This is a genomic window from Jejubacter calystegiae, from assembly GCF_005671395.1.
GTDB lineage: Bacteria > Pseudomonadota > Gammaproteobacteria > Enterobacterales > Enterobacteriaceae > Jejubacter > Jejubacter calystegiae.
This window is the reverse complement of the sequence record NZ_CP040428.1, coordinates 2516992-2542894: the sequence shown is the minus strand read 5'-3', so window position 1 is coordinate 2542894 and position 25903 is coordinate 2516992. Positions and strand designations below refer to the sequence as shown.

23 protein-coding genes and 1 pseudogene are annotated in these 25903 nt (G+C 56.8%); 15 read left to right on the top strand and 9 right to left on the bottom strand.

Features of this window, described 5'->3' with window-relative positions:
* Positions 1–2: 2 nt before the first annotated feature.
* Complete coding sequence (locus tag FEM41_RS11625) at positions 3–827, bottom strand: MBL fold metallo-hydrolase (RefSeq protein WP_138096125.1); 825 nt, start codon at positions 825–827, stop codon at positions 3–5.
* Between the two features lie 266 nt (positions 828–1093).
* Complete coding sequence (cysS, locus tag FEM41_RS11620; RefSeq protein WP_138096124.1) at positions 1094–2479, bottom strand: cysteine--tRNA ligase; 1386 nt, start codon at positions 2477–2479, stop codon at positions 1094–1096.
* Between the two features lie 163 nt (positions 2480–2642).
* Here cysS and ppiB point away from each other — a divergent pair, with 163 nt between their 5' ends.
* The 6 genes from ppiB to mnmH all read left to right on the top strand — a co-directional run bounded on the left by ppiB (position 2643) and on the right by mnmH (position 7144).
* On the top strand, positions 2643–3137 hold the full coding sequence (gene ppiB, locus FEM41_RS11615) for a peptidylprolyl isomerase B (protein WP_138096123.1): 495 nt from the start codon (positions 2643–2645) through the stop codon (positions 3135–3137).
* Positions 3138–3140: 3 nt separating this feature from the next.
* Positions 3141–3863, top strand: a complete 723-nt coding sequence (gene lpxH / locus FEM41_RS11610) for a UDP-2,3-diacylglucosamine diphosphatase (protein ID WP_138096122.1) — start codon at positions 3141–3143, stop codon at positions 3861–3863.
* A 47-nt stretch (positions 3864–3910) separates the two neighbouring features.
* Positions 3911–4153 carry a DUF1158 domain-containing protein gene (locus tag FEM41_RS11605; RefSeq protein ID WP_138099173.1) on the top strand — a complete coding sequence of 81 codons (243 nt, stop codon included), beginning with the start codon at positions 3911–3913 and terminating at the stop codon, positions 4151–4153.
* A 130-nt stretch (positions 4154–4283) separates the two neighbouring features.
* A complete protein-coding gene (purE, locus tag FEM41_RS11600) occupies positions 4284–4790 on the top strand; it encodes a 5-(carboxyamino)imidazole ribonucleotide mutase (protein WP_138096121.1) in 507 nt (168 codons plus the stop codon).
* A complete protein-coding gene (gene purK / locus FEM41_RS11595) occupies positions 4787–5857 on the top strand; it encodes a 5-(carboxyamino)imidazole ribonucleotide synthase (protein ID WP_138096120.1) in 1071 nt (356 codons plus the stop codon). Before purE ends, purK begins: the two co-directional genes overlap by 4 nt.
* 162 nt (positions 5858–6019) lie before the next feature.
* Positions 6020–7144, top strand: coding sequence for a tRNA 2-selenouridine(34) synthase MnmH (mnmH, locus tag FEM41_RS11590; RefSeq protein WP_138096119.1), 1125 nt, complete (start codon positions 6020–6022; stop codon positions 7142–7144).
* A gap of 40 nt (positions 7145–7184) precedes the next feature.
* On the opposite strand, the gene FEM41_RS11585 is transcribed toward mnmH, so the two are convergent.
* The 3 genes from FEM41_RS11585 to ybbA form a co-directional block, all read right to left on the bottom strand.
* Positions 7185–8354 carry a porin gene (locus FEM41_RS11585; RefSeq protein WP_138096118.1) on the bottom strand — a complete coding sequence of 390 codons (1170 nt, stop codon included), beginning with the start codon at positions 8352–8354 and terminating at the stop codon, positions 7185–7187.
* Positions 8355–8530: 176 nt separating this feature from the next.
* Positions 8531–10945, bottom strand: a complete 2415-nt coding sequence (gene ybbP / locus FEM41_RS11580; RefSeq protein WP_138096117.1) for a putative ABC transporter permease subunit YbbP — start codon at positions 10943–10945, stop codon at positions 8531–8533.
* On the bottom strand, positions 10945–11628 hold the full coding sequence (ybbA, locus tag FEM41_RS11575) for a putative ABC transporter ATP-binding protein YbbA (RefSeq protein WP_138096116.1): 684 nt from the start codon (positions 11626–11628) through the stop codon (positions 10945–10947). The genes ybbP and ybbA overlap by 1 nt, the downstream gene beginning before the upstream one ends.
* Here ybbA and tesA point away from each other — a divergent pair.
* From tesA to FEM41_RS11550, 5 genes are all read left to right on the top strand, one after another.
* Positions 11596–12222 (top strand): multifunctional acyl-CoA thioesterase I/protease I/lysophospholipase L1, encoded by a 627-nt coding sequence (gene tesA, locus FEM41_RS11570; RefSeq protein ID WP_138096115.1) that lies wholly within the window; start codon positions 11596–11598, stop codon positions 12220–12222. The genes ybbA and tesA overlap by 33 nt on opposite strands.
* 28 nt (positions 12223–12250) lie before the next feature.
* Positions 12251–13021, top strand: a complete 771-nt coding sequence (locus FEM41_RS11565) for an SDR family oxidoreductase (protein WP_138096114.1) — start codon at positions 12251–12253, stop codon at positions 13019–13021.
* A 58-nt stretch (positions 13022–13079) separates the two neighbouring features.
* Complete coding sequence (locus tag FEM41_RS11560) at positions 13080–13934, top strand: co-chaperone YbbN (protein WP_138096113.1); 855 nt, start codon at positions 13080–13082, stop codon at positions 13932–13934.
* Between the two features lie 196 nt (positions 13935–14130).
* Positions 14131–15048 (top strand): SPFH domain-containing protein, encoded by a 918-nt coding sequence (locus FEM41_RS11555; RefSeq protein WP_138096112.1) that lies wholly within the window; start codon positions 14131–14133, stop codon positions 15046–15048.
* The gene (locus tag FEM41_RS11550) at positions 15045–15506 is read left to right on the top strand and encodes an NfeD family protein (RefSeq protein WP_421805364.1); all 462 of its coding nucleotides are present in this window, start codon (positions 15045–15047) and stop codon (positions 15504–15506) included. The genes FEM41_RS11555 and FEM41_RS11550 overlap by 4 nt, the downstream gene beginning before the upstream one ends.
* On the opposite strand, the gene cueR is transcribed toward FEM41_RS11550, so the two are convergent.
* Positions 15495–15902 (bottom strand): Cu(I)-responsive transcriptional regulator, encoded by a 408-nt coding sequence (cueR, locus tag FEM41_RS11545; RefSeq protein WP_138096111.1) that lies wholly within the window; start codon positions 15900–15902, stop codon positions 15495–15497. The two genes, FEM41_RS11550 and cueR, sit on opposite strands and share 12 nt — an antisense overlap.
* 309 nt (positions 15903–16211) lie before the next feature.
* Between cueR and FEM41_RS11540 the strand changes: the two genes are divergently transcribed.
* Positions 16212–17774 (top strand): MFS transporter, encoded by a 1563-nt coding sequence (locus tag FEM41_RS11540; protein WP_138096110.1) that lies wholly within the window; start codon positions 16212–16214, stop codon positions 17772–17774.
* Positions 17775–17985: 211 nt separating this feature from the next.
* On the opposite strand, the pseudogene FEM41_RS11530 reads toward FEM41_RS11540, so the two are convergent.
* Positions 17986–18228 (bottom strand): annotated as a pseudogene (locus FEM41_RS11530) (VENN motif pre-toxin domain-containing protein); the annotation flags it as partial.
* A gap of 181 nt (positions 18229–18409) precedes the next feature.
* On the opposite strand from FEM41_RS11530, the gene FEM41_RS11525 reads away from it, so the two are divergent.
* Together FEM41_RS11525 and FEM41_RS11520 are read left to right on the top strand one after the other, a co-directional pair.
* On the top strand, positions 18410–19429 hold the full coding sequence (locus FEM41_RS11525; protein ID WP_138096109.1) for an IS110 family RNA-guided transposase: 1020 nt from the start codon (positions 18410–18412) through the stop codon (positions 19427–19429).
* A gap of 795 nt (positions 19430–20224) precedes the next feature.
* Positions 20225–20587, top strand: coding sequence for a SymE family type I addiction module toxin (locus tag FEM41_RS11520; RefSeq protein WP_138096108.1), 363 nt, complete (start codon positions 20225–20227; stop codon positions 20585–20587).
* 47 nt (positions 20588–20634) lie between these two features.
* Here FEM41_RS11520 and FEM41_RS11515 read toward each other — a convergent pair whose 3' ends face one another.
* The gene (locus tag FEM41_RS11515) at positions 20635–20982 is read right to left on the bottom strand and encodes an immunity 8 family protein (protein ID WP_138096107.1); all 348 of its coding nucleotides are present in this window, start codon (positions 20980–20982) and stop codon (positions 20635–20637) included.
* Complete coding sequence (locus tag FEM41_RS11510; RefSeq protein WP_421805430.1) at positions 20979–24614, bottom strand: hemagglutinin repeat-containing protein; 3636 nt, start codon at positions 24612–24614, stop codon at positions 20979–20981. The genes FEM41_RS11515 and FEM41_RS11510 overlap by 4 nt, the downstream gene beginning before the upstream one ends.
* 895 nt (positions 24615–25509) lie before the next feature.
* Here FEM41_RS11510 and FEM41_RS11505 point away from each other — a divergent pair.
* A complete protein-coding gene (locus FEM41_RS11505; RefSeq protein ID WP_138096105.1) occupies positions 25510–25872 on the top strand; it encodes a SymE family type I addiction module toxin in 363 nt (120 codons plus the stop codon).
* Positions 25873–25903: the final 31 nt, after the last annotated feature.

Genomic DNA, 25903 nt, shown 5'->3' with positions numbered 1-25903 from the left:
ATTCATCCCTGACTGTTAACAATGAGACCATCCCACGCCGCAATCATATTTCTGGCCTGGCACCAGGCCACCAGCGTCTCATGACATTGCGCGCTGCTATGTGAGATATGCGATAACACCACCTGGCTCTGCTCACCCAGGCTATTCTGATTTCGAAGCTTTTCAACGGCGGCACAAACGGTCGACAAACTCATATGATTATCGGTCCGATTTCCCTGCCGATCGCCATAGGTGCACTCCAGTACCGCGATATCAATACTTTTTCCCGACAGCCAACACCAGGTGGATTCAGGAAACCAACCGGAGTCGTGGCCGTAAAACAGCGCGCAGCCGTCCTTTTCGATATAGTAGAGGTAGCACTGTTCCCACCTGGCATGATTCGCCAGTAATGGCGTTACCTGATATTTTCCGCAACGCACCGTGACAAACGGCACCAGACGATGAAACCGGAATCGCTGTTCGCTATAGCCATTCAGGATATTCAGGCAACCCGTGATAGCCATGTCGTTGCCATAAATATTAAGTGGATAATCCAGACCGTGACCGAAACCTTCCATCCGGCTGAACAGTTCCCCTGCATTAAAGTGATCGGGGTGGGTATGAGTAAACAGCAGATCGGTTATCGCCGAACCATCAAGACCGTCACGTAATATCTGATGACTGAAGGTCGGCGCCAGATCGATTAACAGAACATCATCGATAATGGCCGACGAATGGGTGCGCACCTCCTTACCTTTTACTTTTCGGGCTTGCTGGCATATATCACAGCGACAGAATGGATTGGGGATACCTTCAGATGCCCCGCTACCAAGAAAGTGAATTTTCATTATTGTCATCCTTGCTATTTTTATAGAAATATTAAGAACGCTTTGCCCCTAATATTTTCAACAATGAACAAGTGAGCAGAATACACAATGAAAAATTGGTGAAAAAGAGAGCGCAATCAAAACAATAATGTCAGGCAAACAGACAGGCGATTGAAATTTATACCCCGGACCGCAACAATTTGTACAGTGCAGTTTCTGACAACAAAAACGCCCACGGCGGTATAAGCCGTGGGCGTGCTGACAAAGCGTGCGCTTCTAAAAAGGCGTTATTTACGACGCCAGATGGTTCCCTGTGCGCCATCTTCCAGCACAATCCCCATCTCGTTCAGGCGATCGCGCGCCATATCCGCCGTGGCCCAGTCCTTTGTTTTACGGGCATCGTTACGCTGTTTGATCAGCGCTTCAATTTCCGCCACTTCGCTATCGTCGGACTGCGCGCCACTCTGCAGGAACTGTTCCGGCTCCTGTTCCAGCAGGCCCAGCACCCCGGACAGCTTGCGCAGATGGGCCGCCATCCCGTTCGCCGCCGCCATATCTTCCGATTTCAGACGGTTAACCTCGCGCGCCATATCGAACAGCACCGAGTAGGCTTCAGGGGTGTTAAAGTCATCATCCATCGCTTCCCGGAAGCGCGCTTCAAATTCGTCGCCCCCCGCAGCTGCCACCCTGCTGTCGGTACCGCGCAGCGCGGTGTACAGACGCTCCAGCGAAGCGCGGGCCTGCTTAAGGTTCTCTTCGCTGTAGTTAAGCTGGCTGCGATAGTGGCCGGACATCAGGAAGTAACGGATGGTTTCAGCATCGTAGTGCTTCAGTACATCGCGCACGGTGAAGAAGTTGCCCAGCGATTTGGACATCTTTTCGCGATCCACCATCACCATACCGGAGTGCATCCAGGTGTTAACGTATTCGCCGTCGTGGGCACAGGTGGACTGCGCGATTTCGTTTTCGTGGTGCGGGAACATCAGATCCGAACCGCCGCCGTGAATATCGAAGTGGCTGCCCAGCTGTTTGCAGTTCATGGCGGAACATTCGATATGCCAGCCAGGACGCCCTTCGCCCCACGGAGAAGGCCAGCTCGGCTCACCAGGCTTGGACATCTTCCACAACACAAAGTCCATCGGGTTGCGTTTGGCATCGGCCACTTCTACCCGGGCGCCGGCCTGCAGCTGTTCCAGGTCCTGGCGCGACAGCAAACCGTATTGCGGATCCGTCGGCACCGAGAACATCACGTCGCCATTGCCAGAAACATAGGCATGGCCGCGTTCGATCAGACGCTCGGTCAGCGCAATAATCTCCGGAATATGGTGCGTGGCGCGCGGCTCGCTGTCCGGGCGCAGAATATTCAGCGCATCGAAGTCCTGGTACATCTCAGCGATCATGCGATCCACCAGTGCGTTGAAGGACTCACCGTTCTCCTGGGCGCGGCGAATGATCTTATCGTCGATATCGGTAACGTTACGCACGTATTTCAGCTTATAGCCCAGAAAACGCAGATAGCGGGCCACCACATCGAAAGCGACGAAGGTACGGCCATGCCCGATATGACAGAGGTCGTAAACGGTTATCCCACACACGTACATCCCTACTTCACCGGGGTGAATAGGTTTGAACTCTTCTTTTTGGCGACTCAGGGTATTAAAGATTTTCAACATCTGAAGATTCCATGTAAACGTGTGTCAGGGGGAAAAGCGCTATATCTTACCCGGAATTCCCCGGGGACGCAGCACGCTTTGTCAGGTGTTTCCGTCCGCTGACTTATGCTATAAAGGCCCCACGTCTGCCGCAATACGCATGAACAATTATAGGATGCATAACATGGTTACTTTTCACACCAACTTTGGCGATATCGTTATCAAAACCTTCGACGATAAAGCGCCGGCTACCGTGAAGAACTTTCTGGATTACTGCCGTGAAGGTTTCTACGACAACACCATTTTTCACCGTGTGATCAATGGCTTTATGGTGCAGGGCGGCGGCTTTGAGCCGGGTATGAAGCAGAAAACCACCCGCGATCCGATTCAGAACGAAGCCAGCAACGGCCTGAAAAACACCCGTGGCACCCTGGCCATGGCGCGCACTCAGGCACCGCATTCCGCCACCGCCCAGTTCTTTATTAACGTCGTCGATAACGACTTCCTGAACTTCAGCGGCGAAAGCCTGCAAGGCTGGGGTTACTGCGTCTTCGCTGAAGTGGAAGAAGGGATGGACGTGGTCGACCAGATCAAAGCCGTCGCTACCGGCCGCAGCGGCATGCATCAGGATGTACCGAAAGAAGACGTGATTATCAAAAGCGTGACCATTAGCGAGTAATTCGTGGCCACCCTGTTTATCGCAGATCTCCATCTCTGCGCGGAAGAACCGGCGATTACCGCCGGTTTTCTGCGTTTTCTGGCGGGCGATGCCAGAAAGGCCGATGCGCTCTATATTCTGGGCGATCTGTTCGAAGCCTGGATCGGCGACGACTCCCCCGAACCACTGCACCGTCAGGTGGCGCAAGCGTTGCGCGATCTCGTCGACAGCGGCGTGCCCTGCTTCTTTATTCACGGCAATCGCGACTTTCTGGTGGGCCAGCGCTTCGCCAGGGAGAGCGGTATGCAGCTACTGCCTGAAGAACAGGTGCTTTCGATAGACGGGCGCCGGGTGCTGATTATGCACGGCGACACCCTGTGCACCGACGACCATGGCTATCAGGCCTTCCGGGCCCGGGTGCATCAGGGCTGGCTGCAAACGCTGTTCCTGGCCCTGCCGCTGTTCATACGTAAGCGCATCGCCGCACGTATGCGTGCCGGGAGCAAAGCCGCCAACGGCAGTAAATCCATGGAGATCATGGATGTGAATCAGCAGGCCGTGCGCGAAGCAATGTCGCGCCAGCAGGTGCGCTGGCTGATACACGGTCATACCCATCGTCCGGCTATCCACCCCCTTGAAGTTGACGGTGAACCGGCATGGCGCTGCGTGCTGGGCGCCTGGCATCGGGAAGGGTCGATGATCCGCGTAACCGCCGATGATGTGGAACTGGTCGCCTTCCCGTTCTGAGGGTGACCACCGTTTAAGCAATTTTTTAATTCACAGGATTAATCGTGATGAAACCCACTTCCGAGCCTGTGCTGACCGCAGGCGGTATCCTGCTGCTGGCCTTTCTTTCCTGTCTGCTGCTGCCCGCGCCGCTGCTGGGTCAGGAACTGGCGCAAAAGCTGATGAGCCTGTTTCACTTTGTGGATATGAATCAGCTCTACACCATTATTTTCTGCCTGTGGTTTCTGTTTCTGGGCGCTATTGAGTATCTGGCGATCCGTTTTATCTGGCGGCGCTGGTTTGCCGTCTGAGCCCGGCAAGGTTGCCGGGTAACTTCGCTACGCAACCGTTTTCCTTCCCGGTTTTACGTGCTATTCTCTGAGTCCTTCATTTGTGATGAACGCCGTCGTTTTATCCCTATCCACAGGAGTTTCAGGACGCATGTCTTCAAACCAGGCTACCCGCATCGCTATTGTTATGGGTTCCCGCAGCGACTGGGCCACCATGCAGTATGCCGCCGATGTCCTTACCGACCTTAATGTTCCGTTTCATGTCGAAGTCGTTTCTGCGCACCGCACGCCGGACAAACTGTTCAGCTTCGCCGAAACAGCCCATGACAACGGCTATCAGGTCATCATCGCAGGCGCCGGCGGCGCCGCCCATCTGCCCGGTATGCTGGCCGCCAAAACCCTGGTGCCGGTGCTGGGCGTCCCGGTACAGAGCGCGGCCCTGAGCGGCGTAGACAGCCTCTACTCCATTGTGCAGATGCCGCGCGGCATTCCGGTAGGCACCCTGGCCATTGGCAAAGCGGGAGCGGCTAACGCCGCGCTACTGGCGGCACAGATTCTGGCGCAGCACGACGCCGAACTCTGGCAGCGCCTGGAAGCGTTCCGTCGCCAGCAAACCGAAGATGTGCTGGAAAATCCCGATCCCCGGGAGGAAGCATGAAGCAGGTCTGCGTACTGGGTAACGGCCAGCTGGGCCGGATGCTGCGTCAGGCCGGTGAGCCGCTGGGTATCACCGTCTGGCCGGTAGGGCTGGATGCTGAACCGGAAGCCGTTCCGGTTCAGCAGAGCGTCATCACCGCCGAAATCGAACGCTGGCCGGAAACCGCGCTGACCCGCGAACTGGCCCGCCACCCGGCCTTTGTCAACCGGGATGTTTTCCCCATCATCGCCGATCGCCTGACCCAGAAGCAGCTGTTCGACAGGCTGAACCTGGCCACCGCCCCATGGCAGTTGCTGGCCTCTCCGGACCAATGGCCTGCGGTATTCGAAAGGCTGGGCGACCTTGCCATCGTCAAACGCCGCACCGGCGGTTACGATGGCCGCGGCCAGTGGCGGCTGGGCCCGAATGATGCCGACACGCTTCCCGATGAATGCTACGGCGAGTGCATCGTCGAACAGGGCATCCATTTTTCCGGCGAAGTGTCGCTGGTCGGCGCCCGCGCCCATAACGGTGCTACGGTGTTCTATCCCCTCACCCATAACCTGCATCAGGACGGTATCCTGCGTACCAGCGTCGCCTTCCCCCACGCGGATGCCGACCAGCAGCGCCAGGCCGAATCCATGCTGGGCGCCATTATGCAGGAGCTGAATTACGTGGGCGTGATGGCGATGGAGTGCTTCGTGACTCCCGCCGGTCTGCTGATTAACGAGCTGGCCCCCCGGGTGCACAACAGCGGCCACTGGACCCAGAACGGCGCCTCTGTCAGCCAGTTTGAACTGCACCTGCGCGCCATCCTCGACCTGCCTCTACCGCAACCGGCGGTCGACAGCCCGTCGGTCATGGTGAACCTGATCGGCAGTCATCTGAATTATGACTGGCTGAAGCTGCCGCTGGTGCACCTGCACTGGTACGACAAAGAGGTGCGCCCGGGACGTAAGGTGGGCCATCTCAACCTGAGCGCCAGCGATCCGCGCCGGTTAAGCGATACCCTTAAGGTCCTGACGCCGTTTCTGCCGCCAGAATACGCCAGCGGGCTGGCCTGGGCTCAGGCTCATCTTAACGGCTGAATCTCCCCCACAGGCGGCCATCCGGTCGCCTGATGTCCACTAAAACGCACGATATTCTCCCCTGAGCGTTGCGCCCATGCCTTATGGCTACGTAAAATAGCGCTACTGCATTTTGCATTTCACTCGCCACGGTTTCTTTCCGTCGGCCATAAGGTCTGTTCAATGGATAACGCTTCCCCGGTGCGTCCTGATAGCCAGGACTACCGTGATATCATTCTTTCCGGCGTGCCGCTGCTGGATGTGCGCGCCCCGGTGGAATTCGCTCAGGGTTCTCTGCCCGGCGCCCGCAACCTGCCGTTAATGAATGACGACGAACGCGCCCGGGTCGGCACCTGTTACAAAGCAGAAGGTCAGAAAGCCGCGATAGCGCTTGGCCACTCGCTGGTGCGCGGCGAGGTACGGGAAGCGCGTATGGCCGCCTGGCGTGACTGGTGCCAGCGTCATCCCAACGGTTATCTTTACTGCTCGCGCGGCGGCCTGCGTAGCCATCTGGTACAGCAGTGGCTGCAGGAAAGCGGGGTTCAGGCTCCGCTGATCGAAGGCGGCTATAAAGCGGTACGCCGCTATATGATGAGCGCCCTTGGCCGCCTGAGCCTGCGCCCTATGGTGCTGGTCGCCGGTAATACCGGCTGTGGAAAAACGCTGATGGTGCGCGACTTCGCCTGCGGCGTCGATCTGGAAGGGCTGGCCCGTCACCGCGGCTCCTCCTTCGGGCGCACTACAGAACCGCAACCCAGCCAGGCAAACTTCGAAAACCGCCTGGCGGCCATGATGGTACAGAAATCCCGGGCCCAGAAGGGCTGGAGCGACTTCTTCTGGCTGGTGGAAGACGAAGGCCCGGCCATCGGCTCACGCCATATTCCTAAACCCTTTCGGGCACAGATGGAACAGGCGGAAATCGTGGTGATTGACGATCCGCTCCCGCTGCGGCTTGAACGCCTGGAAGAGGAGTACTTCGTCAGCATGGCGGCAGCCTTTATCGCCCGGCAGGGTGAAGAGTCCGGCTGGCTGGCTTTTGCGGAATATCTGCGTCACGGCATGTTCGCCATTCGTCGCCGTCTGGGGGAAGAACGCTTTGTTCAGCTAAATGGGATTCTTGAGCAGTCATTGCAGGAACATCAACGGCGCGGTCATGCCACAGCCCACCTCGACTGGCTGACGCCGCTACTGCGCGACTATTACGATCCCATGTATCGCTATCAGCTCGCTAAAAAGGCCCAGCGAATTGTGTTCGAAGGAGATTCACAGCAGGTCAGGGAGTGGCTGGCGCAGCGCGGCGCCCGGTAGCGGAAAGACCGCGGGCCGCAATGGCCCGCGGATAACGACATCAGAAGTCGTAACGCAGACGCACCAGGTTCATATCGCCCTGATCGTCGGTGCTGGAGGTAAACACGTGTTCGTACTGAACGGAGAACCCGTAGTCGAACTTGAAGTTGATACCCAGACCGTTGTCGATACGCTTCCAGTTAGTGCCGTTCACGAACTCCAGACGGTCGCCCATGATGTACGGCTGAATGCCCTTAACCAGATACTGGTTGATCGGGAATTCATAACCGATGAAGTATTCATAACCCCAGGCGTCATCAGCAAAGTAGTTATCTTTGGTGACCAGCGAACGGGTAAATCCGCTCTTCATCGGCAGATAGTTCTGGTACCAGCCCAGACCGGCCGCCAGTGTCCAGTTATCCGGGGTCCAGCTCAGGGCCGTACCGTAGATATTCTGGTTATAGGTCGTGCTGTCAGTACCGTCATAGTTACGAACTTTGGCACGGGTATAGTTCCACGCCAGACCCCAGGTCAGATCGTCGCTGATGTGGTAATCCACACCCAGCGAGCCGCCGCCTTTACGCTTGTACTGACCCTTGCCGTCGTTCAGATTCAGCGTATCGTCGAACAGCCATGCGGCGTAAACATCGAAATCGCCGTAGGTGTTTTTGTATTTCAGCATGTTACGTGAACGATAGGAACCATCGTAGTCACCATTGATACCGTTACCCGGCGCCTGGGCCAGCATATCGTAGTCCCAGATATCGGTTTTCACGCCGACAACGTCATAGTAGACGCTGTTCTGCTGACCGAAGGTCAGGGTACCCCAGGTGTCGCTCTTGAAACCGGTGTAGAGCATACGACGGGTGGTATCGTTAGCGCCGTCGGCATAGTGGTTATGCCACTTAAGCACCGCCGGAATGTTCACGCCCAGCTCGTAGTAGCCTACCCAGCTGATGTCATCGAACAGATAGTAATCGGCTGCGAAGCGGAAACGTGTGCCACCATCGAAGACGTTACGTTTATATGAACCATTATCATATCCGCCTGTCATATTGTTTATCTGCGGACGAATACTACCGCCGACAGTAAAGTTCAGACGACTCAGCGGATTCCCTGGTTGTGGATCCTGCTTGATTAACGTGATTTCTGCCTGAGCCGCGAACGAAGTCGCGCCCAGCACCACCGCGACGCCGACCAGTTTTGCCAGCGCAGTTATTTTTGTTTTCATTTTTTATCCCTTATTGCCATTGCTTGCCAAAAGCACAGGCATGTTATCGCTTATTTGTTGCAATTTCGGATAGGTCTTTAACGTTTCGTGCTGTTAAGGGGTATCTTATTTATGAACAAATGTTACAAAAATAAAAAAACGCCACATAACGTGATGTGGCGCACAGAATATGGAAACTAACTGCTAAATCGACGATAAAGAGCGCGACCTTTCAACAGTCGGGTGCCCAGCCAACCGCCGCACAGCGACAGCAGCACGCCGCCGCACAGCGGTAACACAATCCACAAGCGCCATTCCGGCTCCCAGGGGAAATCGAATACCCGGGTCTGGAGCATCGCCAGCGCCGTTTCGGCCCCTATTGCCGCCACCAGGCCAGATACCACGCCCAGTACGGCAAACTCGCACCACAATGTCGTTCTGAGCAGGCGCTTGCTGGCGCCCAGAGTACGGCACACCACCAGTTCCTGATGACGCTGACGCATCCCCACCTGAACCTGAGCCAGCAACAGCAGCACACCGCAGGCGGTAACCAGAATCACCATCACCTCCAGCGCGCGGCTGACCTGCTCCAGCACCTGCCCCACCTGTTTCAGGATCGCGCCGATATCCAACAGGCTGACGGTGGGGAAATGGCGATTCAGCTCGGTCAGCATGCGTGAATCCCCATCCCAGCGCATGCTGGTCAGCCAGCTTTGCGGCTGACCGTCCAGCGCGCCAGGCGGAAAGATAAAGAAGAAGTTGGGGCGCAGGCTTTCCCACTCCACCCGCCGCAGGCTGGTTACCTTCGCGCTAAAACTCTGGGTATCACCGCTAAAGGTAAGCTGTTGGCCCAGTCGAATATTCAGGCGCTTAGCCAGCCCCTCTTCAATGGACACTTCCCCCGTTTTGGGCGGCCAGCTTCCTGCCACGATGGGATTACGGGGCGGTAGCGCACTCTGCCAGGTCAGATTCAGCTCGCGGTTCAGCGCTTCATCGCGATTTCCCTCCGTCCCCTTTCCGTCGATTTCCGTCAGACGGGCCCGCACAATGGGGTACCAGGCATCGGGGATCAGTTGGTGATCCGCCAGGAACTCCTTCAGTGGCTGAATCTGCGACGGACTGATATTGACCAGGAAATAATTCGGACTGTCCGGCGGCAGCTGCTGGCGCCAGCGATCCAGCATATCGCCGCGCAGCACCAGCAACAGCGCCAGCAGCATAAAGGAGAGCGAAAAGGCCGCCAGCTGGCTCAGGGTTGCCCAGGGCTGGCGCAGCAGACGACTGACCGCCAGACGCATTGGCAACGCGCCCAGAGTCAGGCGGCCAAGCAGACGCAGTAACAGCCACCCGATCACACCACACAATGCGGCCAGCACCACGGCGCCAGCCAGTACCGCCCACAGTAGCGCACTGCCGCCCATCAACAGCGCCAGCAGCGCCACCACCACGCAGGCCGTTAGCGGTAGCCAGATTTTCAGCGGCCAGACGTTGGCGATCGCATCGCGGCGCAGCACCCGTACCGGCCGCGTCGCCAGCAGCAGCCGGTACGGCCGCAGCCCCACCAGCAGGGAAATCACCACCATACCGCCGATGGCCCATAACCATGGCCAGGGGCTGGCAGCGGGCAATGACACCGGCAGCACCGGCGCCAGCGCATGCAGCAACAGACGTTCAAACAGCAGCCCCACCGCACCACCGGCCAGCGCCGACAGCGCCAGTAACATCAACCACTGACCGACAATTAACCGGCTCAGCGCGGCACGCCCGGCCCCCAGGGTTTTCAGAATCGCCACCAGATCGTAACGACTGCGGCAGTAATGGCTCATCGCTACCGCCACGGCCGCCACCGCCAGCAGCAGCGTCAACAGCGCCGAAAGCAGCAGGAACTGGCGCGAGCGCTCCATCGATTTGCCCAGCGCCCCTTCATCCTGATCCAGGCCATACCAGCGCTGCTCCGCCGACAGTTGCGGCGTCAGCCAGGATTCAAACCGGGCCAGCGACGACTCTGAACCGCCGAACTTATAGCGCCAGGTCAGGCGGCTACCGGGCTGTACCGCGCCGGTGGCGGGAACGTCCGCCAGATTCATCATCAGGCGCGGCGCCATACGAAACGGGTTAAATCCGGCGTCCGGCTCCTGCAACACCTCGCCGACGATCTTCAGTTCGGTATCGCCAACTTCCAGGGTATCGCCGGGCTTTAGCCCCAACAGCGCCATCAACCTCGGTTCAAGCAACGCCTTGCCGGGCGCCGGTTTCAGCCCCTGTGGACGCGTCAGCAGTTCGCCATACATTGGATAGATATCATCCACCGCCTTGACGCTCGCCAGTTGCGGACGATCCCCGGCGAAGGTCATAGTGCTGAAGGTAAGCTGCTGCCCCACGCTCAGGCCGTCGCTACGCGCCTGATTCAGCCAGCCATCCGGTACGGCGCGCGGCGCGCGTAACGCCCTATCCCCCGCCAGAAACTCCCGACTTTGCTGACTGAGCCCGCGTTCCATACGATCGCTGATATTGCCCAACGCCAGTACGCAAGCCACCGCAAGACTCAGGGCCATCCAGACAATCAGCAAAGAGGGTGAGCGCCATTCGCGCCAGAACCAGCGTATAACCATCACTCCTCCTTCAACTGGCCGTCGCTCAGGCGCAGACGCCGGTCGCAGCGTGCCGCGAGCTGGAGATCGTGAGTCACCAGAATCAGCGTGGTGGCGTGATCCCGATTCAGGGAGAAGAGCAGATCGGCGATCCGCTCACCGGTCTGTCGGTCCAGGTTACCCGTGGGCTCATCGGCAAACAGCAGCGCCGGGCGGCCAATAAAGGCTCTCGCCAGCGCTACCCGCTGCTGCTCCCCGCCAGAAAGCTGGGCAGGAAGATGATGAAGACGCTTACCGAGCCCCAGTTGTTCCAGCAACGCTCTGGCCTGCTCGCGGCTGGCTGCGTCGTTCTCACCACGCAGCAGCGCGGGCAACTGAACATTTTCCAGGGCGTTCAGCGTCGGTACCAGCATAAACGACTGAAAAACAAAGCCGACGCTGCTTGCGCGCAGCGCGGCGCGCGCCTCTTCATCCATGGTATGGAGCGGTTTACTCAACAGCATGACCTGACCGCTGGAACCATCATCCAGCCCCGCCAGAATCGACAGCAGCGTCGATTTTCCCGATCCCGATTCGCCAATCAGGGCGATGGTTTCGGCTGGTTTGACAACAAGCTCAACTCCGGTAAGGATGGTGAGCTCGTGCTCCCCCTCTCCGACGGATTTCTTAAGATGATGAACTTCAAGAATGTTTTCCGCTGGCATCTGCCCTTCCTGTTACTGGCTCTGATGGTCGCCCGCGCGGCCAGCGCAGAGACCTTACTGGTTCTGGGGGATAGCCTGAGCGCCGGTTACCGTATGTCTGCCGGCGCCGCCTGGCCTGCACTACTCAATAAAAAATGGCAGCCTGATATCCGGGTGGTGAACGCCAGCATTAGCGGCGATACCGCACCTCAGGCGCTGTCTCGCCTGCCCGGACTGCTAAAACAGCACCAGCCGCGCTGGGTGCTTATCGAACTGGGGGGCAACGATGGTTTACGTGGCTTCCCCCCCGCCGACATCGAAAAAACGCTGCGTCAGGCGATTAACGAAGTAAAGACCACTCAGGCCCAACCGTTACTCATGCAAATTCAGCTCCCGGCCAACTATGGCCGACGCTACAATGAAGCCTTCAGCGCCATTTACCCCCGGCTCGCGAAAGAATTTTCCGTTCCCCTGCTGCCCTTCTTTATGAAAGAGGTTTATCTCAAACCCGGGTGGATGCAGGAGGATGGTATCCATCCCAGCCCGGAAGCCCAGTCGTTTATTGCTGACTGGATGGCCGACAAGCTGGCCCCCATAGTTAATCACGGCTCCTGAATCACCAGGGAAGAAACGACGTAAAGTTATGCAAAAAAACGTGTTAATAACAGGCTGTTCCAGCGGTATTGGCCTGGCCTGCGCCGCCGAATTACAGCGCCGGGGCTGGCGCGTACTGGCCGCCTGCCGTAAACCGGATGATGTCGAGCGCATGACCCAGTTGGGCTACACCGGTATTGAACTCGATCTGGATTCGCCGCAAAGCGTATCCCGGGCCGCGCAACAGGTGATTGAACTGACCAATGGTCGCCTGTATGGACTGTTTAACAACGCCGGCTACGGGCTCTATGGCCCGCTGACTACCATCGATCGCCAGCAGATGGAGCAGCAGTTCGGCGCTAACTTTTTTGGCGTCCACCAGCTCACTATGCTGCTGTTACCGGCAATGGCTCCCCACGGCGAAGGACGTATTGTGATGACCAGCTCCGTGATGGGACTGGTCGCCACTCCCGGGCGCGGCGCCTACGCGGCCAGCAAATATGCGCTGGAAGCCTGGAGCGATACGCTAAGGATGGAGTTACGCCATAGCGGCATTAAGGTCAGCCTGATCGAACCCGGCCCAATTCGTACCCGGTTTACCGTCAACGTCAACCAGACCCGCCACGACGCCCCCGTCGAAAACCCGGGGATCGCCGCACGCCTCTCACTGGGCCCTGAAGCGGTGGTGGCGAAGGTGTGCCATGCCCTGGAAAGTTCGCGCCCCAAACTGCGCTATCCGGTTACTCTGGTGACTCACGCGATAAGGGTGCTAAAACGCCTGCTTCCCGATCGGGCGCTGGATAAAATATTGCAGGGGTGAGTTGAAGCACGACATCGTGCCCCCATGTAGAGATGAAACGCTAAACAGAGAGTGACCCATGTCCACACAGACGATTATCGACATCAGCGAAGCGAACCTGCGCCAGACGCTGGAACAATCCATGACGGTCCCCGTGCTGTTCTACTTCTGGTCGGAGCGTAGCCAGCACTGTCAGCAGCTTACCCCGGTGCTCGAAAGCCTCGCCAACCAGTATCACGGGCAGTTTGTGCTGGCGAAGGTGGACTGTGACGCGGAACAGATGCTGGCCTCGCAGTTTGGCCTGCGCGCCATCCCGACCGTCTACCTGTTCCAGAATGGCCAGCCGGTAGATGGTTTTGAAGGTCCTCAGCCGGAAGAGGCGATTCGCGCTCTGCTGGATAAAGTGCTGCCGCGTGAAGAGGAGCTGAAGGCCCAGGAAGCGGCTCAACTGATGCAGGAAGGCAAATTCGACGAAGCGCTACCGCTGCTGAAAGAGGCCTGGCAGCTTTCCGGTCAGGCGAGTGAATACGGCCTGCAGCTGGCGGAAGTTCAGTTAACCCTGAACCGCCCTGACGATGCCGAAGCGGTACTGAAAACCATCCCGCTTCAGGATCAGGATACCCGCTATCAGGGGCTGCTGGCGCAGATCGATCTGCTACGCCAGGCTGCGGATACCCCGGAAATTCAGCAGCTTCAGCAGCAGGTTGAACAGAACCCGAACGATCCCCAGCTCGCGGCTCAGCTAGCGCTTCAGCTTCAGCAGGTGGGGCGCAATGAAGAGGCGCTGGAATTGCTGTTCGGTCATCTGAAACAGGATCTGGGCGCCGGTAATGGCGAAGTCCGCAAGCTGTTCCAGGAAATTCTGGCCGCGCTGGGTACTGGCGATCCGCTGGCTTCCCGTTTCCGCCGCCAGCTTTACTCCCTGCTCTACTGATTTCCCCGGGGCCGTTTACGGCCCCGATTTCCCCTCCCCGTTACCGCGCGTTCTATTCTGCGAACAATGTTCTGAATCCATGAAAAATGGCGCAATCTATTAGTATTAGCCACACTTGAACACATATAATCCCTACGGTTTTATTATTGCGATATTGAATATTTCAATGGCCTGAGCGGAAACAGGAGGGTTTTCGATGATGATGGTGATTCTGGTTCTGATTATTGTGGCGCTGGTAGTGGTGGCCGCCGGAGTAAAAATTGTGCCTCAGGGTTTCCAGTGGACCGTAGAGCGCTTTGGCCGCTATACCCGCACGCTGCAGCCCGGACTGGGGCTGGTGGTGCCGTTTATGGATCGCATCGGCCGCAAGATCAATATGATGGAGCAGGTCCTTGATATCCCCTCTCAGGAGGTTATCTCTCGCGATAACGCCAATGTCTCCATCGATGCCGTCTGTTTTATTCAGGTGATTGACCCCGCCAAAGCGGCCTATGAGGTCAGTAATCTTGAGCTGGCTATCATCAACCTGACGATGACTAATATCCGTACCGTGCTTGGCTCAATGGAGCTGGATGAAATGCTCTCTCAGCGCGACAGCATTAACAGCCGCCTGTTACACATCGTCGATGACGCCACCAACCCCTGGGGCGTGAAGATCACCCGTATAGAGATTCGCGATGTGCGCCCCCCCGAAGAGCTCATCTCTTCGATGAACGCCCAGATGAAAGCGGAGCGTACCAAACGCGCCTATATTCTGGAGGCGGAAGGCATACGTCAGGCCGAAATCCTGAAAGCGGAAGGCGACAAACAGTCGCGTATTCTGCGGGCCGAAGGCGACCGCCAGTCGGCATTCCTTGAAGCCGAAGCCCGCGAACGCCAGGCCGAAGCGGAAGGCCGGGCAACCCAAATGGTTTCCGAGGCCATCGCCGCCGGAGATATCCAGGCCATCAACTACTTTGTCGCCCAGAAATACACTGAAGCGCTACAGCAGATTGGCGGCGCCGACAACAGCAAAGTGGTGCTGATGCCGCTGGAAGCCAGCAGCCTGATGGGCTCCATCGCCGGGATCGGCGAACTGCTCAAGGAGAGCGCGAAAGAGCGTAAATCATCATGATTGCCGCCATGCTGGTCGAACATCCGCACGTTTTCTGGCTGACGCTGGGGGGATTATTGCTGGCCGCCGAAATGCTGGGTACCGGCGGTTATCTGCTGTGGAGCGGCATTGCCGCCGTAATTGTCGGCGCCTTAAGCTGGCTGCTGCCCCTGAGCTGGGAATGGCAGGGCGTCAGCTTCGCCCTGCTGACGGTGCTGTGCGCCCTCTGCTGGTGGCGCTGGATGGCCACCCGCAACCGCGAACAGCCCGCAACCGGCATCAATCAGCGCGGTCAGTCGATGATTGGTCAGGTGCTGCTGCTGGACGAGCCCTTAATCAACGGACGTGGCCAGATCCGGGTCGGTGATGGTCGCTGGCCCGTTGTCGCCAGCAGCGATCTGCCTGCCGGAACGCGAGTAAAGGTGGTGGCGATAGAGGGGATCACGCTACGGATAGAGGCCTGCCCTTCAGGCCTGTGAGCGACGGCAGCAGCCAGACAGGTTATCGATAATCGGACAGTCTGCGCCATCATCCCCCGGGCAGCTTTCCGCAAGCGCCAGCAACTGCTGGCGCATATCCTTCAACTCTTCAATATGGCGTTCGATATCCGCGACTTTTTGCAAGGTACGCGCTTTTACGTCCGCGCTGTGACGCTGAGGGTTATTGAACAGGCCAATTAGTTCCCGACACTCTTCCAGATTAAAACCCACCTGACGCGCCTGACGCAGCAGCGTTAGCTCCTCCAGATGCTTCTGATCATAGCTGCGGTAGCCGTTTTCGCTGCGAGCCGGTGCCGTCACCAGTCCCTTCTCTTCATAAAAGCGGATCGCCTTACTGGTCAGCCCGGTGCGTTTCGCCACATCGCTAATGTTCATGCTGCCTCCTGTATCTTGCTTGCTACCGGCTAGTTTACGCGCAATAACCCTGGGGGCAAGAGGTAGCCGACTGAGGGGAAAATCCCCTCTCCTGACATTCTTCATTACGCTCAAAATCACACAGGGAAATAGTTTCATTCAGCAATCATTGTTTGAAGTTAATACTGTTAACTGCATCCCAAATTTACCCGATAACCCCGTCTGATTACGGTAAATGGGATGAAAATCACAAAAAAACATCCCAGCCAATAATACAAAACACATAACCAATAAAAACAAAACATTGTTTTACTTAATGGCGAGGCGTTTATGAACGTAGAAAAACCCATTTTATTCCGGCATCAACTAGCCTATGGCGGGGGAAATTTATTAGGTAGCGGCGCACTGGCCATTGCCGGCATCTGGTTACTCTATTTCTACACCACTTTCTGCGGCCTGACGCTGATAGAAGCGACAGCGATTTTCTCTGTCGCCAGCGTCATCGATGCTATCAGTAACCCACTGATGGGCTATCTCTCTGACAATTTTGGTAAAACCAGGCCTGGAAAACGATTTGGCCGCCGCCGCTTCTTTATTCTACTGGGCATTCCGCTGATGCTGTTCTATCCGTTTTTATGGGTAGAAGGCTTCGGTTTCTGGTATTACCTTTCCACCTATGTGTTGTTTGAACTGATCTACACCTCGGTCATGGTTCCCTATGAAACGCTCGCCACAGAAATGACCACCGACTTCGCGGCGCGCTCTAAACTGACTGGCTACAAAGCCATTTTTGGTAAGATTGCCAACTTCCTGGCGGCATTCATTCCAGGACAGTTCATTCTGATCTATGGTAAAGATTCTGCGGAGCCTTTCTTTTTTACCGCGTTAACCTATGGCGTTATTTTATGCTGTGCCATCAGCATGCTGTATTTATTTTCCTGGGAGCGTCAGGAGCCGGATAGCGCGCCGGCCGAAGAGAAAAAAATGACGCTGGCGAGAACAATGTTAACCCTAGTGCGCGACATGAAATCGACCTTCCATCTGCGCGTATTTCGTAAGCATCTGGGTATGTACCTGTGCGGTTTCGGCGCAGAATGGCTGTTCGCTTCAGTTTTCACCTATTTCATCATTTTTGTACTGCAATACGACCCGGCCATGGTGGCTGGATTAAGCAGCCTGAACTCCGTGCTACAGCTTTTCTCTACGGCGATTTTTATTGCCATCTGTGTAAAACACAGCTTCAGTAAACCCTATATTCTGGCGCTGTCCATCGTCATATTCTCTGTTATTTGCTATAGCCTGCTCTATATTCTTAAGGTACCGCAGCAGTATGCAACGGCGGCGATACTGGCAATCACCGTCGTGTTCGGTATCGGTACCGGCGGCGTTTATTATATCCCCTGGACGGTTTACACCTTTCTGGCGGATATTGATGAAGCCTTTACGGGCCGCCGCCGGGAAGGGATCTACGCGGGGGCGATGACCTTCTCTGGCAAGCTGATGCGCTCGGTTATCGTCTTCGTGATGGGCGCGATTCTCAGTTTCTACGGCTTCCAGTCTAAGTCCCATACGCAACCAGAAAGCGCCGTAATGGCGATTGCCGCGGTATTTTGCATTGGCGTTATCTCCCTTGCAGTCATGGGGATGCTTTTCAGTCATCAGATGAAGCTGAACCGCAAAACGCACCTGATAGTGCTTGCCGAAGTGGCAAGAATCAAAGCGGGCGGCGAAATAGCCCAGGTGGCGCCAGACGTACGCGCGGTAATGGAAGAGTTAATCGGCTATCGCTATGAAGAGTGCTGGGGCAACAGCAAGGTGTGCCGCAAAATATTCGATACGCCCGCCGAGGTAGAAAGTGGATCGGAGCTGGCGAGCACCACACAGCAAGGGTAGCGAGAGGTGCTCTGAGAAATCAATCACCACCTCCTCTGGAGGTGGTTTAGGGATAACAATGGAAAAGACGGCCAGATAATGGTCGTTTTTTATTTTATCAATGGTCGCTATTGCGCCGTCTGTCCATATTTTGGTGAGCGGGGGCCATACAACAAGCCACCATTTTTCCCTGCGCTAAACAACCGTATACTAGTCACTTCGGCAATATCATGTACTTTATCGTATAGTCCGCCTGATTGTGGATATCGCTCCAGCCCAGCGTCCCCGTATCCAGACGGTTATTCTCAGGCGATGCCGTCGAGGCTATCACAGCCCCATCCAGTTGCGTATGTTCGCCCACCGTTACATCGAAACCGCCCTTACCCGCAAACAGTCCCGTCTGCTCCTGCACCGAATCAAAATTGCTGTGCATCTTGTCCCGGCTGGCGCTCACGCTCGCCGAACCGCTGGCAGAAGGCACCCATCCCGGCCTGAAAATCGCCGGAGCGTTCACGGCTGCCAGGGTCAGCCCGGCAGGGATGCCGGGCTGAGGGCATACGGCACAGGGATAATGAGATGGACGCTCCAGATTTTACGGTATCAGTGTACCAGACTGGATCGTTGTATAACGTCCTGACAAATGAGGAGCGTCCATCATGCAAGTATCAACTCTCGGTATTGACCTGGCAAAAAGTGTTTTCCAGCTTCACGGCGTTGATCACAACGGGAATACCGTTTTGCGTAAGCGTCTGTCACGTGCCCGGTTTGTTCAGTTTGTTATCAACCTGCCGCCCTGCCTTATCGGGATGGAGGCGTGTTCATCCAGCCATCACTTCGGGCGGCTGTTCAGGGAGCACGGTCATCAGGTGAAACTGATTCCGCCTCAGTATGTAAAACCCTACGTCAAAACGAACAAGACAGATGCGGCAGATGCAGAAGCCATCTGCGAGGCTGTCACCCGGCCAAACATGCGTTTCGTTGAAATAAAAACGGTAGAGCAGCAGGCGGTACTGACACTGCATATCGAACGGAGTCTGCTTATCCGGGAGCGAACCGCCGTGATTAACAGCCTGCGGGCGATGCTGGCTGAATTTGGGTTTGTCATTCCGGGGGGGCGTCGGCAGGTTCATCAGTGCGCGTCCGATATCCTGGGTGATGATGAAAACGGGCTTTCACCTCTGGTCCGGTCCAGCGCCGCCCGCCAGCTGGCGCATATCCGGGAGCTGGACAACCAGCTGTCGCAGGTGGAAAAAGAGCTCACGGCATGGTTCAGAAGCCGCCCGGATTGTCAGCGTGTGGCGCAGGTGCCGGGCGTGGGTCTGCTGACAGCCACTTATGTTGTGGCCTCTGTCGGAAACGCACAGCAGTTCGGCTCGGCAAAACAGTTTGCCGCCTGGGTGGGGCTGACTCCCCGGGAGCATTCCAGCGGAGGTCACCAGAAACTGGGGCACATCAGCAAACGGGGGGACAGCTATTTTCGCTTCCTTCTGGTTCACGGGGCGAGAGCGGTGGCAGCCTGGATTCAGCGAACCGGTCAGGGAACCCCATGGCTGCTGGCGCTGATGCAGCGCAAACCTCACAACGTGGCAGTCACCGCACAGGCCAATAAAACCACCCGGATACTGTGGGCGATGCTGAGGCGCGGAACAGAATACCACCCCGCAACGCCAGCCTGATACAGGCTCAGGCTGACGCTACGGGTTACAGTAAACAGAGTCACACGTTACCGGAAGTGCGGGTGTAATCAGTAAGATGGCAAAACAGGTAAGACCGCAGGTGAGAGAAGCCGTGACGGCACAGGGGCGGAAAAGCCCGTAGTGGATGTCTGGTACTCACCTGGCGGTTACTCATCATGGTCAGGGGAAAATCCCTGGAATAAAGACCGAATATATGGCTGCAGCTACCACTTTGTCATTTTTACTGAAAAAACATTTGCGATCCGGGAGCGTCCATATATGTACCGTCACGCCCGACCCGTCCGGCTGCCGGGAATGAGCGGAGGACAAAATTGCCGGGAGCAATTTTGAACAACGCCGCAGGCGTTGCCCGAAGGGACCGGCCCAGGGATGGGCCGGGTTATACCCGAAGGGCGATTTTCACGCCGGAAAGCCAGGTTGTAAGGAGGCGGCGCTTGAGCCTCCTTACCCGTTCACCGGCACCGGAACTGACAGAGGAAAAAGAAACTCAAAGTGAACGGAATACTCCACAATGCGCACATATATCTCCTGAACATGGCACTATTTACCCGTCAATGAAACAACACTGTAAATCAGTTTAAATATTGCGAAACAGCTTCAGAAAACAAAAAACAGGCGCACCACTGTGATTAATTACAGGCTAAGATAACGGCAGCCCTTAATTTATTAATGCAGGAATACAGTAGCGAAGATACGCTATTAATACAGGCGCGGCCCGCCAGTGCGCTAACACTGACAGGCCGCTGACCACAACCAACTACGGGAGAGTTGATTATGGCTGATGCACATCATAAGCCACAGGCGGTTATTTCCAAAACACAACGCAACCTGAAAGTCGGATATACCAGCATGCGTCACGAAAATTCCACGACCGGTATAACCACGCGCTACAGCCGAAGCCCCAGCCTGCACCTGAAAGGCAACTGGCTGGGGGAAGTCGGATTTGAAACCGGGACACCAGTTAACGTCAAAGTGCTTCCGGGTTGCCTGATTATCCTGGCACAGGAAACTTCCCCACCCGAGCCGGAAATCATGCAGGCATTACGCAAAGCCGGTAAGCTTTCTGCCCGTAAGCAGCGGCAGATCACGGATCTGATCGAGGCGATCAGCAGGCCGCAGAAGCAGAACGGTAACTGACTGGTCTGTAAAGTAAAATCCCGCCGGTAAAGGGCGGGATTAGTTATTTAAGGCTGATAGTCTTCATACTCCCAGGCAAAGACGCGCGCGAGTTTTTGGGCTATCTCCATCCAGTCTTCACCTTCGCACTGGTCGATATAATCGGTGATGGTCTTTTTGATCTCATCCAGATCGTATTTACGTACCAGCAGCGTATGCCGTATCAGCTCCGGCAGCCACTGGTGCTTACAGAGCCATTCGGGGGTACATATTTTTATTCGAAAGTAATCGGCCTCTTCCCCATTATCAGCACCTATCGATAATTCTACCCACAAAGAAAAATTATCAGGTTCCGAAGGCTGATACTCTTCTAGTAAAAAATGATCAGACCACAGAGATTTTAAATCGGCTTTCATTTGGTCACATTTAGATGACCATTACTGATCATCGCTCCTGACTTATCGAACTGCTGGAAATTTGCCTGAACACCTGTAGTAGCAAATTGGCTTTTCTTATTAGTTGGCGGACGATACAAACGGGTACCATCAGCACTAGTCCAACAACCTGGACATTTTTTTTGATTATCAACCAATTTCCCACCATCACCAACCCATATCTTACCCAACCTGTCAGCATCGGCTGCTGTTCCCATTCCTATAGAGAAATTAGGATTTTTAGTGCCATCTCCTTTAACAGCGATCGCCAGCCTCGGATCCTGCTTCGCAATATTATTCAGATTCTGCTGCAACAGGTCGTCTTTCAGCTTCGGATAGAGTGCTACATTCTCAGCTCCGCTGGTTGCTTTCCCTGCATTCGCAACCGCTGATTCAGCCTTACCTGCGACCTTCGCAACAACCTTCTCCGTCAGTACCGCACCACCTTTCACCACGCCAGCACCGCCAGCCAACAATCCGGCTATATCCGTGACCAGCTTACCGCCTTCAACACCGGCATTAAACGATCCGCTGGCCCCGGCTCTCTGGTACTCCGCTTCCATTCGATCAATGCGATCAATATAGGATTGCTTCACTGCATCCGAGACATTGCCCAGCACATCACCACTGTTAAACAGCGATTTCAGCGCTTCATAGGTTTCAAGCGGACTGCTGGCAGTTTTCACGATACTGTCCACAGCATCATACAGACCTGCCGGAACCCCGGCCACCATACCCGCCGCAAAGCTGCCGTCCTGCCCCAAATCAATCGCCGTCCATTTCGCTTCTGTCTGAGCTTTACAGGCAACTGTCTTACATTCCGCCAGTTCTTCCTTCTTCTGAGCCTTCTGGGTATTACTCAGATAGTTATTCTCAACCGAATTCTTCCCGGCCTGCGCTCCACCCACCGCATCCGCCGTACTGTTTCCGGCAAGCCCCCCCGCCAGACCCGCCGCCAGCGTGCCCAGCGTGCTGATGGTCTGCTTCTCCGTTTCTGTCAGCTCGCTGACCTTCTTGCCCGGATAAAGCTGCCCCATCACCAGTTGCGCCATCACTTCACCGGTCACCGCACCGGCAGCTCCCGCCGCCGCGTTGTTACCCGCAGCCCAGGAAGTCACCGCACCCACCACCGCGTGCGCCATCGCTTTCGCTTCCGGATTACCTTCCGTCAGCTTATGTATCTGCTCCGCCAGATACGGCGCCGACGCGCCGCTGATGGCCTGAGCCAGGTCACCTCCCGCCAGCCCCTGCACCGCCGCCGTTGCCGCCTGGATTCCCTGCTGCAACGCACTGCCGGTACCGAACTGCTGCATCACATTGTTGTAGGCCCGCTCCGCCACATCCTTATCACTGAACGGTTTTCCTTCACGCTCCAGCTGTGCCTTCGCCTCTGCCAGCGCTGCCGGGTCTTTCTTCGCCTTCATCCCGGCGATAGTCCCTTCCGTTGTCGCGATATCCCCCACCTGACGGCCTATCTCTCCTATCAGCTGCGCTTCCTGAAGCCGCTGCTGCTCCTTCTCCTTGTCAAATATCGGGCTCAGACCGTTCGCCGCATGTTCGGTGTCCCGGGAAAGCCCTGCCACATCCTGAGCCTGCTTATCCTTATCCCGGATGGTGATGGCCCCGTCACTCACGGCGGCATGCGTGGTACTGCTGTCATGCCCCTCGCCGTTCATCCCCACCAGCAGACTGCTCGCCGCATTGCCCAGAAACTGGTCTCCCACGCTACCGCCCGTGGAAAGCCCCGCGCTCTGGTGCTCCACCTTATAGTCCGCCTGATTGTGGATATCGCTCCAGCCCAGCGTTCCCGTATCCAGACGGTTATTCTCAGGCGATGCCGTCGAGGCTATCACTGCCCCATCCAGCTGGGTATGCTCGCCCACCGTCACATCGAAGCCGCCCTTACCCGCAAACAGTCCCGTCTGCTCCTGCACCGAATCAAAATTGCTGTGCATCTTGTCCCGGCTGGCGCTCACGCTCGCCGAACCGCTGGCCCCCGCTCCCCAGGTGACGCTCGCGCCGGCGCTGCTGCTGCTCTGCTTCATATCATAGCGGTCGCTGTCCTGCTCGCTACGCATCGTCAGATTGCGCCCCACCTCCGCCTTTATCGACTCCCCGCTCACCTGGGCGCCCTGCAACAGCGTATCCCGTCCGCTGCTGAGACTCACCTGACGCCCCGCGTCCACCGTGGTCTCCGTATGGGTCAGACCGTTACCCTTCTCGCGACCCTGACTCTGGTTTACGCTCGCCGATACCGTAAAACCGGCGCTACCCGAGCCCACGCCGATACCCACACCCACGCTGCCGCCGCTGCTCTTATTGCTGCCGCTCAGTTGGTCGCTGTTCTGCCCCGAACTCAGGCTGATATCCTGGTTCGCCGCAAGCGCCATATCACGCCCCGCCGTCAGCTGGCTGCCCTGCACCACCAGGTCGCCGCCCTGGCCGTTACCGTCGCCCGTGGCACGGATGGTCATATCCCGGCCCGCCGTTAAGGTGCTTCCGGAGGACGTACGCTGCTCCAGCCGGCTTTCCGACGTCGATTTCTGGCTGCCGTAGCTCAGCATCACCCCGACGGTATTACCGTCCTTTTTATCGTCCGACACCGCCGCCAGCCTGCCGGCCTGTGCCGCCTGATAGCCGGTCAGCGCCGCCTGAGTCCCCTTCAGCGCCGCCAGCCGGCCATCGTCCTCTTTACCTGCCGCCCGCGCCTGCTGCGTCGCCGTGTTCAGCGCGCTGCCCACCGACCCCGAAAGCCCCAGCGTCAGCCCGCTGCTCTTCGTCTCGGTCTTCGTCAGCTCAGTATGGCTGTTCTGCGCCGCCGTTATCGCCACATCGCGACCGGTAATGCTGATATCCTGACCCGCCACCACATCGCTGCCGTGAATTGAGGCCAGATTCCCGGCGCTCAGCGAGACATTCCCGCCGCTGCTGCCAACGGTGCTGCCCTTCTGTATATTACTGTCGCTTTCGGTACTCACCTTCTGGCTCAGGCTTCCCACCGTAAACCCGATACCGCCGGTGCTCATCAGCCCCGACTTTTTCTTCTGCTTCACCAGCGTGTCGTGCAGTACCTCTTCCACCGTGGTCAGGGTCAGGTTATTCCCCGCCGCCAGACTCACATCGCCGGTGCCCACCACATTGCTGCCCTGCACCGTCAGATCCCGACCGGCCTGCATCTGGACGCTGTCGCCGCTCACCGTCGTGCTCTGCGCTTCGCGCTGCGAGGTGTTGCCGTACAGCTCATGCTTCGTCTTCGACAGGAAACCGGAGCTGGTCCATTTACTGCGCCCCTCGTGATCGTAAGTGGCTTCGCCGCTGGTCAGATTAATATCACGCCCGGCCTGCGCCGTTAACGCATCGCCCGCGCTTATCTCCGCCGCCCGGGCGTTGATATCCCGGCCTGCGGCAATCGCAAGCACCCCGCCCGCATCAATGCGGCTTCCCGCTTCCTGAGTGGACAGCGTACGATCGTATCGCTTGCTGTCGCGGGTATAGTCGGTGGCATGGCTCAGGCGCTGGGTATCCAGGTTCAAATCGCGCCCGGCGATAATCTGCGTCGTACTCTCCTGGCCCCGGTTAATCAGCTCGCTTGCCGTCAGGGTGATATCATTCATCGCCTTCAGCGTCAGCTCGCCTTTATCGTTCTGAACGTAAATACCGGCGCTGCGGTCCAGCCAGGCTTCGGTTCCGGCGCTGCCGCCTTCAGTGCGGCTGATAATATCGTGCCCCGCCTGCAACGTCAGGCTGTCCTGAGCCAGCAGCGTACCGCCGCTGTTGATAATGTCGTTATCGGTAAGCACCGTGACCGACTTGCCCTGCACAAAACCCTGATTGGTCAGGTTATCGGCACTGATCTGCGTCATTTCACGTCCGCTGATGGTACCGCTGTTAGTGACATCGCCACGGCTGACCAACTGGACCTGGTCGCCGGAAAGCAGCGCGCCGCCGCTAGCAGAAGGTTACAGCGGGCACCCATCCCGGCCTGAAAATCGCCGGAGCGTTCCTGGCTGCCAGGGTCAGCCCGACAGGGATGTCGGGCTGAGGGCGTGCGGCACACGGACGTGCCGTCACGCCCGACCCGTCCGGCTGCCGGGAATGAGCGGAGGGGACCCGAAGGGCGATTTTCACGCCGGAAAGCCAGGTTGTAAGGAGGCGGCGCTTGAGCCTCCTTACCCGTTCACCGGTGCCGGGACTGGCATATGGAAAAGAAACGCAAAGTGAACGGAACATTCACCGTGAGAACATATTTCTCCCAAACACAGCCGCAAAGCGAAAAATAGTTCAGCCAATGTAACAGCGCTGAAATTTAATTTAAATCTTGCGAACCGGATTCAGAAATCAGAAACACAGTGCACTACTGTAAGTTATTACAGATTAAAATAACGACAACCCTTAATTTATTAACAAAGGAACACAGCTGCGAAAATACGTTATTAATACAGGCGCGACCCGCCAGTGCCGCAAACACTGACAGGCCGCTGACCACAACCAACTGAACAGGAGTTGATTATGGCTGATGCACATCATAAGCCACAGGCGGTTATTTCCAAAACGCAACGTAACCTGAAAGTCGGATATACCAGCATACGTCACGAAAATTCCACCACCGACATAACTACGCGTTACAGTCGAAGCCCCAGTCTGCATCTAAAAGGCAACTGGCTGGGGGAAGTCGGATTTGAAACCGGGACACCAGTTAACGTCAAAGTGCTTCCGGGTTGCCTGATTATCCTGGCACAGGAAACCACTCCATCCGAGCCGGAGATCATGCAGGCTCTGCGTAAGGTCTGTAAACTTTCTACCCGCAAACAGCAGCAGATCGCTGATTTGATCGAGGTGATCAGTAAGCCGCAGCGACAGAACAGTAACTAACTGGTTTATAAAGTAAAACCCCAGCCACAAG